This window comes from Oceanicola sp. D3, assembly GCF_006351965.1.
Classification (GTDB): domain Bacteria; phylum Pseudomonadota; class Alphaproteobacteria; order Rhodobacterales; family Rhodobacteraceae; genus Vannielia.
This window is the reverse complement of sequence record NZ_CP040932.1, coordinates 3,147,514-3,161,182: the sequence shown is the minus strand read 5'-3', so window position 1 is coordinate 3,161,182 and position 13,669 is coordinate 3,147,514. Positions and strand designations below refer to the sequence as shown.

Below are 13,669 nucleotides of genomic sequence, written 5' to 3'. Positions count from 1 at the left end.
ATTTATGCTCCGGTTTTGGTGTCTGGAAGGGCGGCGATCACGGCGTTTAGGCCCATCGAGATCACCTGATGTTCGGCAGCGATGACGCGCATCGCAACGCCGTTTTGCTGTGCAAAGCTCTGCTCTTGCGGGCGCCATGTGGGCATCCACCACGTTTTCTTTGCTGCCTGAGCGGCTGTGGCGAGGGCCTTGATATCGGCCTGATCGTCGGGCGTGAAATCATAGCCGCCACGGCCACGTGTCAGCGCAAGGTCGAACGGGCCCACGAAGATCCCATCCACGCAGGGATGCGCGAGGATGGCCTCTACATCCTCGAAGGCTTCGGCCGTTTCGATCATCGGCAGGCAAAGCACCACGCGGTTGCAACGCTCGAAGTAATCCGCTGCAGGGGGCGCGAATTTTGCCGAGCGGCCCGCCGCATAGCTGCGCTTGCCCAAGGGCGGAAACTTCGCGGCTTCGATGGCGGCGCGGGCCTCTTCAAGCCGCCCCGCGTGGGGGATGATGACCCCATCGACATCAAGATCCAGCGCGCGCTGAACCCAAACAGGCTCTGGCCCTTCGATCTTGAAGAAAATCATCATCCCGAGGGCTTTGGCCGCAACGACAAGCGCTTCGCGTCGGTCTGGCGAGAAGGCGTTGTGCTCGATATCGCAGACCACGGCCCTGAAGCCCGCGTTATGCGCCATCTCGAGAAAATCGAGATTGGGCGTGCTCATCCAGATTGCATATCCGTCCAGCATGATCAGGCCAGCACGTGGTGTTTGTTGGAGGGCAGGATCGTGCGCACATTGTCGAGCAGATCCATATCGAGATCGGCGATAATCACCCCCGGCTTGTTCGAAGCGCGGGCGACGACAGTGCCCCAAGGGTCGATGATCATGGAATTCCCGTAGCAGGCGCGCTCGCCTGCGGGCTCCTGATGCAGCCCCACCTGGCCCGGCGCGAGCACCCAGCACTGGTTTTCAATGGCGCGGGTGCGCAGGATCGGCTCCCAGTGGTCTTTCCCGGTTTCGAGGTTGAAGGCGGCGGGCACGGCAAGCACGTTACAGCCGTTCTTCATGTGTTGCTGGAACAGTTCGGAAAACCGCATGTCATAGCAGATCGAGCAGCCAACCTTCAGATCGCCAGTTTGGTAAGAGACGATCTCCTTGCCCGGATTGATGTTGTCGGATTCACGGAACACATGGCCCTGAGGCGTTTCCACATCGAATAGGTGGATCTTGCGATACCGGCCCAGCTCGTTGCCCTTGGGATCAAAGACCACGGCAGTGTTGTAATAGCCGTTGCCATCGGCTTCGATCATCGAGCCGACATGGAAGGTGACGCCATACTCAATCGCGAGGTCGCGCATGGCGCCATAGCCTTCGCCAGCGGGGAATGTTTCGCCCGCAGCCCATTGCTCCTCACGGGTGCCGCCAAGGAAGGTTGCATATTCCGGGGCCATCACAAGGTCGACGCCCTGGCCTTTGATCTTGGTTTCAAACATCTCGCGCAGGGCGGCGATATTCGCGGCCTTGTCGTGGCGGGAGTTCATTTGGATAAGCGCTACACGCATGGGGTCGTCCTTATGGATTATCGGTCTGTTTCGGCTGGGGCAGGCGCGTCATGGCGCGCCGTAAACCAGATTGGGAAGGAAGAGAGAGATCTGCGGCACGAAGGTGATCAGCAGCACGGCGATTACGATCGGGATGAGGAACGGGATCGTCGCTTTGGCCACGGCTTCAAACGGCAGCTTGGCGACGTCCATCATGATGTAGATCGCGATGCCAAGCGGCGGTGTGAGAATGCCGACCATCAGCGTAAGCACGGTGAAAATCCCGAAGTGCACCCGGTCTATCCCGAAGCCATCGACGATGGGCAACATGATGGGCACGAGGATGATCAACGCCGCCGTGGCATCGAAAACGCAGCCCAGAATGATCAGGAAAGCGAGGTAAACCAGCAGGAATTGCCATTTCGCATCAATCGAAACCAGTACGAAATCTGCCAGCCGCTGGGGCACCATATCAAAGGCCATGATCCAGCCGATGCAAGAGGAGAACCCGATCATCAACAGGGCAATCGTCGAGAGCGCGGCGGTTTCGCGGAAGGCGGTGATCAGCACTTTCACGGTGAGCGTGCGATACCAGATGCCCAGGGCCAGCGCGTAAAGGCAGGCCAGAACGCCGGCTTCTGATGCCGTGGTGAAGCCGGTGAACATGGCCACAAGGATGATGCCCGGTGCGAGGAGCGTCAGAACCCCGTCCACGGCGGAGGCAAGGATCTCGCGCAGGGGCGGCCTTGGTTCTTTCGGGTAGCCGCGCTTGAGCGACACGATATGGACGTAGCCCATCAGGACCACCAGCAAGACCAAGGCGGGGACAACGCCTGCCAAAAATAGCCGGCCCACCGATGCATTGGCGACGAAGGCAAAGAGCAGCAGCGGGATTGAGGGCGGGAAGATCGGGCCGATGATCGACGAGGCGGCGGTGACACCGGCGGCAAAAGGGGCCGGGTAGCCGCGCTCGCGCATGGCTTTCACTTCCACCGTACCAAGCGCCGCGCAATCCGCCACGGCGGCCCCCGAGATGCCCGCGAAGAGCAGGGAGGCCAAGACATTGACCTGCGCCAACCCGCCGCGAATGTGGCCGACGATATTATTGGCGAAGCGGAAGATCCTGTCGGTCAGCTTCAGCCCGTTGAGCAGGTTGCCCGCAAGGATGAAGAAAGGCACCGACAGCAAAGAGGGCGAGTTGATGCCATCGAGCATTTGCTGCGAGACGATGCCGAGCTGATCGGAAAACCCAAGAGAGATCACGCCCGCAGCGGCGGCCAGGATAATCGCCGTCAGGATCGGCACCGAGTGGAAGGCCAGCACCACGAAGACGCCAAGAACAAGGAGGCCGGTCATTGAGGTGCCTCCGCAACATCTATCTGGCCGAAGGGCTCATAGGTGCCGCCACGTAGCAGGCGCAGCGCGTCTATCGCGGCACCGATGAAGATCGGGACTGCCGAAGCAAGGAGCGGCCAGATCAGAATTTTGCGGGGCAGGCCGACGATCTCGATCGTGCCACGCAGCGAGGCAAGCCGCTCTGGGAAGGTATAGATCAAAATCCCCGCCGCGAGCATGATCGCCAGCGACACGAAGAGCCCGAGAACCCGCTGTGCCTTCAGGGGCAGATACTGGAGCACGATATAAATCGAGACATCCTTGCGCCGCTGATACAGAGGAAAGAACGCCAGCATGACCCACCCCAGAAACGCAACCATCGTCCAGGGCCAGACCCAGTTGAGCGGGGTGTCGAAGGCGCCCCGCGCAACGATGTTGAGCGCATTTATGGCGAGCATCGCGCCGAGGAGTGCGATGCAGATGTTTTCATAAAGGCTGGCCAGACGCGCAAGCGCGCCTTGGCCATTTTCGAGGAGTCGATCCATTCGAACTTCCGTTGACAGGGGGCTATTGCGAGCGATGCGCCTTAATTGCAGCTCGTGCGGGCGGCATCGACCGCGGTGAGGAAGCCAGCGGGCAGCTTGCCCTCTTCTTCATAGCCCTCATAGATGGAGGCCGCCGCCTTGATAAACGGCGCTGTGTCGAGCTCAGTATACTTGACGCCCTGCTCTTGCATGGTTTTCAGGGAAGCATCGAAGGTCGCCTGAATTTCGGTGCGCGCCTTGGCCGAGATTTCTCCGTAGGCCCGCAGAACGGCCTCTTGGTCTTCGGGCGAAATCCCGTCCCACGACCCGAGGTTGATCATATAGGCATTGGCTTGGTTGAACTCATCGGTGCGGGCGATATGCGGCGCCACCTCGTAGAACTTCATCGATTCGACCAGAATGGCGGGCGAAGTCACCGCTTCGACAATGCCGGTCTGCAGCGATTGATACACATCCGTCCAAGCCATCACCAAGGGGTCGGTGCCGAGCGCCGTCCAGACATCCACGATCATCTGGTTGTCCCAGAGGCGCAGCTTGAGGTCTTGCACATCCTCGTAGGAGGTCACCTCATCCTGAGTAATGAGAACGCGGAAGCCACGGCCAAACGGACCGACTTCACCGATCACGCCGATATTATCCTGCTCTTCGATCTTGTTCAGGATGTCGTGGAAGTAGTCGGACCCCATGAAGCATTCCCAATGCGGGCGATCATCGAAGAGGAAGGGGGCAGACGTCCATGTGATGTCTTCGTTGAAGCGGTTCAGGTAGCTGACGTCATCAACGAAAATGTCGATGATGCCGGAGCTGACCTGCTCCAAAACCGTCTGGGCATCGCCGAGTTGCTCGGAGGGGTAGACCTGAATCTCAACCTCGCCATCGGTGTATTCCGCCACCTTGTCGGCAAACTCCTGATGCAGGCGCCCTTCGAAGCTCTCGCTGGGAACCTTGGTCGACATCCGCCATGTTTCGGCCCCCGCTTGCGTGCCGATCAGGGCCGCCGTTGTGGTTAGAAGGGCGAAGGCCTTGTACACGTTTTTGGTCATGTCTTTTCCTCTCTTCCTGTTGGTTGGGCTCACTAGAGGACAGAAGAAACCGCAAAAAAAGTGATTTATTTTGAGTAAACATGATAACCTTAGGTAATGCTGCGCCGTGCACATCGCAAAAGTGATTGAATTTAGGCGGTTTCGATAAATTTTGATGTGGCGAGAGCGACGCGCGCGGCATCGCAGCATCGGCTCAAAAAGTTGAGCCACCCCTGCGCAATCGCCCCGGTCGCAAGGATGAAGCGTGCTATGGGGAAGTTTCGGTAGGGCGATCCGACTGCGACACCCAAGCCCGCACCTTGCCGCCATCAAGGCCGGGGCTTCAGAGCCGGGTAGGTGCCCCCTGTGGCCGTGCCACCCAACGCCGAAACTGATAAGCCGCGCCACCTGACCCGCGCCTCGAGAGCCATTTGGCTGCCGTATCGGCCTTCGCTTAGACAGTGTGCAGCTCAGCCCACGATATCACCTGTCTGGGAATGGGACTTCGCAGGGCTTGCCTGCGATGCCGAAATCGCAAACCGGTAGGCAGTTTTTGCGGGAGATGGAGGCGAGTACCGGAATCGAACCGGTGTACACGGATTTGCAAGAGTGGGTAACGGACTGATATAACGCGAAAAAAAGTTTAGAAAGACATCCAGAATGCCGCGAACATAGGGTGAATGTTTAGACGATGTATCGCCCGCCACATGCTGGTATTTGACCTTGCGTCAGATCGAAGCTTGGGTCACCGTCCAGCTACGTAAATTGACACTTGAAAGTTGATATGATGAAGTTTCTTTGCATAGCCGCGATGCTCCTGTTTGTAGGGGCTTGCAGCACCGAACTCACACAGGCGGGGCTTTCCGTCCGGCAAATCTCACTTGTTCAAGCCGAGCGGTGCAATTTCTTGGGCCCGGTTTCCGGTGTCGAGCAGTTCGGCATGACTGTCGCGGATGACGCACAAAGTGCGCTCAACCAAGTGCGCAACTCAGTTGCTGCAAGAGGCGGCAACGCCTTCGTGCTCACACAAACAGTCTCGGATGAAAGCGGCACCGTCTCTCATGCGGATGCTTATCGTTGCCGGTGAGCGGAGGTTGAGGTGAAACATTAAGGGTAAGCCGAAGGATTTTCGGCCCACAGCTGCCATTCGCCAAACCAGACATGCCGCGGCGCGGCTTCGCCAAACCGGACTTTCATGGCAACATGAACATCGTTCCGGCCTCATCTCTGATCATAGGTCTAGTTCAGTCCCGTAATCAAGGTTCACGGACGCTTCCTGAACTGTTAGTCAGGGGGGCCGCTGCTGTTCAACGTTTGCACTGAAACCGCCATCAGTAAGGGACCGCGATGGATTTGACGAGTAAGACGCCTGAGCAACTCGAGTTGATCATTTCTCGGCACAGAGATGCCGGAAAAATGAGTGCGGCGCTATGTAGGGAAGCGATGGCAGAACTATCTACTCGAACCGAGAAGGGCTTCGATTTGAAGAAGGCGATCGACCATCTTATCGTCGCTGCGAAATTGGGAGTTCCAACCGACTTCAAACAAATAGCGATAGCGTCTGGTGCATTCGATGAGAGCAAACAGAAGTGGGGAAACTGGGCAACTGGCGCTCTAAAACTGGATCGTCTATGTATCTATTGCTCTCACCATCATTTGCCACAACTTACAGCAATGCTGGGGAATGCAGGAGGCAAGACCAGCGATGCAGTTTGCGAAGGTTTCTTGAAGGGCCTGGATGCTGCCGGGATTGCACACAGTGGGGACGCGCGTGGCGTTTATGAAGAACATCGCAGGGCTTGCATTGATTGGGGCAAAACTGCGTAAGGATCTTTGGTGCGTGTCGGCTGCCCAAGCCAAAAACAGCGGAGATCAGGATTAGTCAGAAGCGATCTCGGGAGCGGTTCGGCCTCCTTGTGGCACGGGAGGTGGCTTTCCGAGCGGCTCGCAGCTGAGCAGGTACCGGGGCATTCAGCGAAGGGGCGGGGAAAGAGAGTGCAATGTTGGCGCCACCGCTAGCGAATATTCGACTGCGGCTCAAAGCGGAAATTGGCCGCGGCTAGAAGTTTTGCACTGCGACGTATACAAAACATCGACACAAATCACTGCCCAAGAGCATCAATAAATAGCGCAGTGCCCTTCTTTGGAAGCAATGTTAGCTTCAGCCCCAGCTCAACAGGATCTGTCGTATCTATAGTTTTTACATCTTTGTCGTTGATTTGTAGAGAAACAATCTCTGTGGTGCCAAAATTACCTCCCTTCTTCCAGTACAATTTTTGACCTAAGCTAATACTGGAGTTAGAAACTTGCGCTACCACTGCTTCTGCCCTCTCAAAAACTTCATTCGCGCTGCCGATGCGTTTCGCGCGCCCGTTTTCTAGGAGGGCCTCTACTCGCTTCCAAGAGATCAGTTGACTAAGTGAATCGGCAACAGCGGTAATAAATTCAATCATCTCCAATAGGTCTTCATGTCCAAGTATTTCATCCGGTGTCGCCAATCCATGAGAGCAGTCGTTTCGATACTGAACAAAATTGGCTAGCCTAGATTCAACTTGCTCTGCGACTTTATTGTGAACGTCTCCAATATGATTTGATACGCGGTCATTTGCATTAACCCAATCATTTAGGCTAGAAACATTGCAACGACCAAAGATCTCACAGATTTCACTCCACCTAAGATTGTTACTTCGATATGTGATTAAAGTCGGTTCAAGCCGGTAAGGATCTTTGCCACTCAGTGCCTCGTGAAAATCGTTCACTAAGTTGTTTGCAGTAAAAGTTGGAAACCTCGGGGAGGGCAATTTACCAATTACCTTAGCGAAGCCTGCCTGATATGAACTTCGCACTTTTGATGGCAGCTGATGGAACGGAAAATTGGCAGCCAAAAAGTCAACCCATTCGGCCACAGTCTCTTCGAAGAACTGCTCGAACAAGGCATATAGGTGGGTAATTGTAAGAGTGTGTTCCAGAACTCGCCAATCTACGGTGCTCGGTGATTTCATCCGCAGGTTGCTCAGTTCATGTTGAAGCCAGTCCGGTTCCGAATGCTCCTTAGAACCTGAAACAATAATGCGCAGTGAGTGCGTCGCGGAGACGAAGCGCGATAGCTGCTCACAATGCGAAACGAGTGAATTGAATGCTGGATTCATTTCTAAGCTATGCTGCGACCGCGCCGAGCATCTTCGCAAACAGGTCTATCCGGTTTTGGATGTCTTTCTTACTATTTTTTCTCCCAGTAAATGTACCGTCTTCGTGCTTCCTAAATAGTTCTTTTGTTTGTTCAATTACCTCGCCTTTGCGCTGAATCAGAATATCTCCAGCGGCCAAATTTCGTGATATTGCAACTGTAACGGCATCAAAGAATGCTTTTTGAGGACGGCCACTCCACTCGTCTTTTTTTACATCGAACGGTTGGAAAGCAAGGTCACCATAGATCCCACTTACCACTCGCATTACTTCGTCAAACAGGATGCGAAGCTCCGTTAGCGTTGATTCGCTGAGTTTAGAGGCTCTACCCATATACAGATCTAAAAATCCTTGCATGCCACGAGTGTAGTGTTCGACGTTTCGTAGAGCGAAGAAACGAAGTACAAGTTCCGCATCTTCCATTTTCCGGAAGAAGTTGCTGTCTAAAAGCTTCTTGTCTCCGCTCTTCATCTCATCAGGATGATACGCTGGAATACCCCATACCTTCCTGATCAGGTTGTGTCGGGAAAGCTCCAGCAACATCTCATTAAATGGTCCGTTATAGAGTGCGTTTCTAATTTCTTGTCGTTCGAGTTCGATACCCCCAGTATTAAGTCTCTCGAATACAATTTCACGGAGCCTTGCTGCATCTTCATCTTCTGGCGCTGATTCCTTTAGCATTACGATTGATGAGATCGATCTTCGATCAATCCCGGATCGCACGAGCCGTGGAAGCGTCTCGTAAGTACGACCATTTAGTTCTGGCCAATATTGCAAACCCTTAAGTTTCAGCTGGTTGCTGAAGAAGTCCTTGATCGCCGTAATACGTTGCTGACCATCCATTACCTCATAAGAGTTGAAGTTACGTTCATATAAGAAAATTGGCGGCACAGGTAAGTTGATCAAGAAGGACTCAATCAATCGGCTTTGACGATCTGGCTCCCAGCGGGGCCTTCTTTGATAGAAGGGGCGCAGATCCATGTATTCGCTGTCAAGCAACTGTTGATAAAAGCCTGGAAGCTTTTCACGATTGTTCTCTACGACGATACGACCTTCGCCATTGGAATACTTCTCATTGATTTCTGGGTCGCTCAGGTTGGTGGCGAGATCTTTTGGTGGGTTCTTCCAGAGGTCATGCTCTTCTTTTGTAATCATCGATTCCACCTCCGGATTGAGACCATAGAGACGCCGAAGCAGCCCCAACTAAGTCTGTTCAGTCGTAGCGTAGTTCGCCGACGCTTGCCAACTGATAAGGCTCAAGACTGTAAATGCTGAACTTGAAGGGAAAGGATAGCGATCTTGATCTCGATTACGAGGCGCCTTGGAGAATATTTCGAGGATCAGCCTATCGATTCCGCCGATGAGCCGCGCACGTTCGCGATTGCAGCGAATGTCCGCATCCCGCCCGTTGTCGCCTCCTTTCGCCGATCTGTGACTTTCAGCTGTCTGAGCGCTTAGCCGTTTCATCCGATCGCTGCCGGAAAGGGCCGCAGAGCCACGGAGGGGCGTTTAGATCGCCCAAAACGGATGAGCGGTGGCTCCGACCAGCGGAGCGGACCTTTTGAGCGCTCCAAGGGGCGCTTAGCGGTGCAGCTGTTGAAGCTCGAACCGTGGCCAGATTGACGCGCTGCCGTTAGCCTCCTCCCCCCGGAGACCTCAAATATCGGAGGGGGGAGGAGGCTGCCCACCTGGCACGACCTGGCTTCGGGGTCGTGTCGTGGCCAATGATCGGTAAATGCGCTGACGGTGGCTTGGGCGCTGTCAGCCTCGTGCGCGCGTGAGGGTTCTACCTCGCGCGCGCACGCGCGCGCCTGCTTGATCTAGAATGCATTTACTCAAACTCTTGCGCGGGCAGTCGGCCGCCGACGTTCGCGTAATTGGATGTCAAGGGAAGGTCGTCAATCTGTCGTGATGGGCGGGAAAAAAGTGAAGAGTGGTGCCTTTTTGGCACAAATGCTAGAATGCATTTACTCAAACTATTACCCCGATCCGCCGACAAAATTTTCGGAGTGCGTTGCTCGAGAATCAGCGCCTGCCTAGAATCCTTCCAACGCCCGTTTGCATGGGCGCAACGCGCGCATTCAGCCCGAAGGGATGCGCAAACACTTCGAAGTTGGAGGGCCGATAAGGCGTGAGCTATGGCAGGAGCAAAGATCGAGCAGAAGGCGCTGGACCTACTCAATGCCTTTGAGCGTGCCGGAAAATCGGTCGGTCGTGTCACGATAGAGGGCCGCAAGATCGAACTTGTTCTGTCTCGGCCCAAAGAGGGTGACGAATTTGAGGGGATAGATATGCGTCATGGCAAAACGTGAGCTGCCGAAACACGTCTACCGGCAAAGGAACGGTCTTTACTTCCAGCGGCGCGGCTGGCCATCGCGCAAGTTTGAGAGCGAGTTCGGCACGCCTGCCTTCTGGAAGGAATACGCGGATATCCTTGGGACCAAGGATCAGCCGAAGGTCATAGCGCACCGCTCCTTCGTCGCCCTCATCAAGAGCTACCGGGCGTCGCCCAGGTACCGGAACCTAAAGCCCCGCACCGGGCTGGACTACGACAAGCACCTCGATTTCTTCGCTTCGATCATGGGCGATAGAAATCCGGCAAAGATGCAGCGCAAGGATGTGATCCGATTGCGCGATGCGAATGCCGAGAAGGCGTATTTCGCCAATTACTCGCTCCGGGTGCTTCGCGTGCTCATGGAGCACTGCGTCGATCTAGGCTGGCGCGATACAAACCCCGCTCGGGGTGTGCCTGAGCTCAAGACGGAGAAGCGCGAGCGCGAGCCGTGGCCCCGGCACCTGCTGGATGCCTACCGTGAAGCCTGCCCGCTCGGCTCCCGGCAACGTCTTGTCATGGAGCTCTGTGTCTGCACCGGCCAGCGGATCGGCGATGTGCTCAACATGCGCTGGTCTGACATTCAGGACGGTGGCTTCTGCGTGAAGCAGAGCAAGACCAAGAAAGAGCTTTGGGTGCCGATCCTTCCAGAGCTGGAAGCGGCCCTCAAGGTCGCTAGCCGCAACTCGGTGTTCATTCTGACGAATGAACGGGGCACCAACAGGTGGTCTTACCGGGGCGCGTCAGCCGCCGTACGAGTGGTTCGCGAGCAAATCGGTGCCCTCGAATATGACATTCACAGCTGGCGCTACAACGCAGCCTGCGAGCTGGTCGAAGCTGGCTGCGGGGATGATCTCGTGGCCTCCATAACCGGCCAAAGCTCGGCCATGGTTCTGCACTACACCAAGAAGGTGAGGCAGAAAGTCAGAGCCATTGAAGCCCAGCGAATGAGAACGGAACAAAAACAGAATGTTTAGACAAATGTTTAGACGGCGCTGCCGCGTCGGTCTCGATTTCGTCTAAGTCATTGAAATTGTTTGGAGGCGAGTACCGGAATCGAACCGGTGTACACGGATTTGCAATCCGCTGCGTAACCACTCCGCCAACTCGCCGTCCTTGGGTGGTGCGGCGGGAGGTAGCGGGTTTCGGGGATTGATTCAAGAGGGTCTGCGTATGGGCAACGACCAGCTGGTTTGGCGTGCCGGCAGCCTTTGGGCCGCGGCGCAGAGATTGCGGGCGTGGCGGGTGTGGGGGAGGTGGGCTGGGGGCCCTCGGCTCTCAAGGCCAATGTAGCAGCCTGCCTTTGCGCTCGGGGGATCCGCGTGTCGCCCGAGCGGCCTGCGCGGCTCGGTGGTGGAGCCGCCCGGCAATGGGTGCCAGCCCGCGCGGCTGCGATGAGGGGGAGGGGCCCCGAAGAGCGGCCCAGATGGCGCGCACAGAACCGGTAACGCTCTGTGCGCCATGTGCGCATTGGCCGTGTTGCGTCACCCGTCGTTTCATGGCACTTCTAGGCAAGCGAAGCGAACCGAAGAGTTTACTTTCTATGAGCGTTTACGAAACCCGCCGCACGATGATGGTCGACAATCAGGTCCGTCCCTCCGACGTTACCAAGTTTCCCATCATCGACGCCATGTTGACCGTCCGCCGCGAGGCCTATGTGCCCGATGACAAGCGCGAGGCGGCCTATCTGGGCGAAAACCTCACGCTGGCACCGGGCCGCGTGATGCTGGAGCCGCGCACCTTTGCCAAGATGCTCGACGCTCTGGATGTGGGGCCGGGCGAGATGGTGCTGGATGTGGGCAGCGGCCTTGGCTACTCCGCCGCTGTGCTGGCCCATATGGCCGATACCGTGATTGCGCTGGAAGAAGACGAGAGCCTTGCGTCCGAGGCCGAGGCGATCCTGTCGCGTGAAGGTGTGATGAACGCCGTCGTGCTGACCGGCCCGTTGGCCGAAGGCGCGGCCAAACACGGCCCCTATGATGTGATCTGCGTGCAGGGCGGGGTGGAAGAGCTGCCCGAGGCCTTGGCCGATCAGCTCAAGGAAGATGGCCGCATCGCCTGCGTGATGATGGAAGGCAGCCTCGGCACCGTGAAGGTTGGCACCCGCCAGAACGGCCGCATTGCGTGGCGCTTCTCCTTCAATGCCACAGCCCCGGTGCTCCCCGGTTTCGAAAAGTCGCGCGACTTCGCGCTCTGAACAGGCCGCGGCCCCGGTTGTAGAACCCCGGCTGCACAACGATGACAACCGTGCCGAAGAGCGCGAGCAGGCGAGGGCCGAGATGGCAAAAGCGCAACGTATTCGCACAGGTCTGGCAACGCTTGTGCTGGCAGGGGCCACTGCCCTGGCCCCGCTCACGGCCCGGGCCGAAACCCTGACAGATGCGCTGATCACGGCCTATCGCCACAGCCATATCCTTGACCAGCAGCGCGCCCTCTTGCGGGCCGCTGATGAAGACGTGGCCATTGCTCTGGCGGATCTGCGCCCGATCATCGCCTTTTCTGCCGGGGCCACGGCCTCGGCCCAGACGAACTATGAGCTTGGCGCCACGGTCTCGCTTTCGGCCTCGATGACGCTTTATGACAACGGCGCAACCCGGCTTGGCGTGGAGGTGCAAAAGGAGGTCGTGCTGGCCACCCGCGAGGCGCTGGTGAACTACGAGCAGCAGGTGCTTCTGGCGGCGGTGCAGGCCTATATGGATGTGACCTCGGCTGCCGAGAGCCTTGCGCTGGCCCAATCCAACGTGCGGCTGACCAATCAGCAGCTTCGCGCCGCGCGCGACCGGTTTGAGGTGGGCGAGGTGACCCGCACCGAGGTGGCGCAGGCCGAGGCCCAGCTGGCCGCGGCCCGCAGCTCCGAGGCCGCCGCGCAGGGCCAGCTTGAGGTGGCCCGCGAAAGCTATCGCGTGGCTGTTGGCAGCTATCCCAAGGCGCTTGCCCCGCCGCCGTCGCCGCCCAAATTGCCAGCCTCGGTTGAGGCGGCGCAGGCGGTGGCCGTGCGCACCCATCCGCTGATCCGTCAGGCGCAGCACACGGTTTCGGCTTCCGAGCTGGGAATCAAGCAGGCGCAGGCGGCGATGAAGTTCACCATCGACGGCTCCGCTGCGCTCAGCTTTGACGACGAGGGCAATGACAGGTCCAGCTTCGGGCTTCAGCTCAACCAGCCGATCTACGCCGGTGGCAAACTTTCGGCGCAGCTGCGCACGGCCCGCAACCAGACCGAGGCCAACCGCGCCGCGCTGCTCAGCACCACGCACAACGTGCAACAGCTGGTGGGCAACGCCTGGGCCAATCTGCGCGTCGCAGTGGCTCAGCTTCAGGCGACCGATCAGCAGATCCGCGCCGCCACCGTGGCCTTCCGTGGGGTGCAGGAAGAGCAAAACCTCGGCGCGGCCACCACGCTGGATGTGCTGGACGCTCAGCAAGACCTGTTGGATGCCCGCTCGGCGCGAATTGATGCGCAGGCCCAGCAATATGTAGCACTTTATTCACTACTTTCTGCCATGGGTCTCCTGACCGTGGAGCACTTGGGATTGGGTATCCAAACCTACGATCCGGCGGCCTATTACAACGCGGTAAAAGCCGCGCCGACGCAGCGCTCCAAACAGGGGCAGCAGCTTGATCGGGTGCTGGAGCGTCTCCAGCGCCAGTGATCGGCAGCGTATGGCGATGCTGCGCCGTGGTGGTAGTTGTGCGCCGAGCTCCAAAAAGTTAACCT

The 13,669-nt window shown here is 57.4% G+C and carries 13 protein-coding genes and 1 tRNA gene; 6 read left to right on the top strand and 8 right to left on the bottom strand.

The features are described from left to right. Positions 1–2: 2 nt before the first annotated feature. The 5 genes from FHY55_RS15820 to FHY55_RS15800 are packed head-to-tail and all read right to left on the bottom strand — an operon-like array spanning position 3 to position 4,457. The gene (locus FHY55_RS15820; protein WP_254695343.1) at positions 3–740 is read right to left on the bottom strand and encodes an aldolase/citrate lyase family protein; all 738 of its coding nucleotides are present in this window, start codon (positions 738–740) and stop codon (positions 3–5) included. Positions 741–742: 2 nt separating this feature from the next. Then, the gene (locus tag FHY55_RS15815) at positions 743–1,555 is read right to left on the bottom strand and encodes a carbon-nitrogen hydrolase family protein (RefSeq protein ID WP_140015105.1); all 813 of its coding nucleotides are present in this window, start codon (positions 1,553–1,555) and stop codon (positions 743–745) included. A gap of 48 nt (positions 1,556–1,603) precedes the next feature. Beyond that, on the bottom strand, positions 1,604–2,890 hold the full coding sequence (locus FHY55_RS15810) for a TRAP transporter large permease (protein WP_140015104.1): 1,287 nt from the start codon (positions 2,888–2,890) through the stop codon (positions 1,604–1,606). Further along, the gene (locus FHY55_RS15805; protein WP_140015103.1) at positions 2,887–3,414 is read right to left on the bottom strand and encodes a TRAP transporter small permease; all 528 of its coding nucleotides are present in this window, start codon (positions 3,412–3,414) and stop codon (positions 2,887–2,889) included. The genes FHY55_RS15810 and FHY55_RS15805 overlap by 4 nt, the downstream gene beginning before the upstream one ends. 41 nt (positions 3,415–3,455) lie before the next feature. Next, complete coding sequence (locus FHY55_RS15800) at positions 3,456–4,457, bottom strand: TRAP transporter substrate-binding protein (RefSeq protein WP_168223029.1); 1,002 nt, start codon at positions 4,455–4,457, stop codon at positions 3,456–3,458. A 763-nt stretch (positions 4,458–5,220) separates the two neighbouring features. Between FHY55_RS15800 and FHY55_RS15795 the strand changes: the two genes are divergently transcribed. Then, positions 5,221–5,523, top strand: coding sequence for a DUF4156 domain-containing protein (locus tag FHY55_RS15795; RefSeq protein WP_140015101.1), 303 nt, complete (start codon positions 5,221–5,223; stop codon positions 5,521–5,523). A gap of 260 nt (positions 5,524–5,783) precedes the next feature. Then, entirely contained in the window at positions 5,784–6,263 is a 480-nt protein-coding gene (locus FHY55_RS15790) for a hypothetical protein (RefSeq protein ID WP_140015100.1), read from the top strand. Positions 6,264–6,538: 275 nt separating this feature from the next. Here FHY55_RS15790 and FHY55_RS15785 read toward each other — a convergent pair whose 3' ends face one another. Then, a complete protein-coding gene (locus tag FHY55_RS15785) occupies positions 6,539–7,585 on the bottom strand; it encodes an MAE_28990/MAE_18760 family HEPN-like nuclease (protein ID WP_168223028.1) in 1,047 nt (348 codons plus the stop codon). Between the two features lie 7 nt (positions 7,586–7,592). Next, on the bottom strand, positions 7,593–8,777 hold the full coding sequence (locus FHY55_RS15780) for a DUF262 domain-containing protein (RefSeq protein WP_140015098.1): 1,185 nt from the start codon (positions 8,775–8,777) through the stop codon (positions 7,593–7,595). A 983-nt stretch (positions 8,778–9,760) separates the two neighbouring features. On the opposite strand from FHY55_RS15780, the gene FHY55_RS20675 reads away from it, so the two are divergent. Together FHY55_RS20675 and FHY55_RS15775 are read left to right on the top strand one after the other, a co-directional pair. Continuing rightward, positions 9,761–9,934, top strand: coding sequence for a hypothetical protein (locus FHY55_RS20675; protein ID WP_210410496.1), 174 nt, complete (start codon positions 9,761–9,763; stop codon positions 9,932–9,934). After that, the gene (locus FHY55_RS15775) at positions 9,921–10,931 is read left to right on the top strand and encodes a tyrosine-type recombinase/integrase (RefSeq protein WP_140015097.1); all 1,011 of its coding nucleotides are present in this window, start codon (positions 9,921–9,923) and stop codon (positions 10,929–10,931) included. The genes FHY55_RS20675 and FHY55_RS15775 overlap by 14 nt, the downstream gene beginning before the upstream one ends. A 61-nt stretch (positions 10,932–10,992) precedes the next feature. Here FHY55_RS15775 and FHY55_RS15770 read toward each other — a convergent pair. Continuing rightward, a tRNA-Cys gene (locus FHY55_RS15770) sits at positions 10,993–11,066 on the bottom strand. Positions 11,067–11,497: 431 nt separating this feature from the next. On the opposite strand from FHY55_RS15770, the gene FHY55_RS15765 reads away from it, so the two are divergent. Next, complete coding sequence (locus FHY55_RS15765) at positions 11,498–12,151, top strand: protein-L-isoaspartate O-methyltransferase (protein ID WP_140015096.1); 654 nt, start codon at positions 11,498–11,500, stop codon at positions 12,149–12,151. Positions 12,152–12,233: 82 nt separating this feature from the next. After that, on the top strand, positions 12,234–13,604 hold the full coding sequence (locus FHY55_RS15760; protein ID WP_210410495.1) for a TolC family outer membrane protein: 1,371 nt from the start codon (positions 12,234–12,236) through the stop codon (positions 13,602–13,604). The last annotated feature ends 65 nt before the right edge of the window (positions 13,605–13,669 follow it).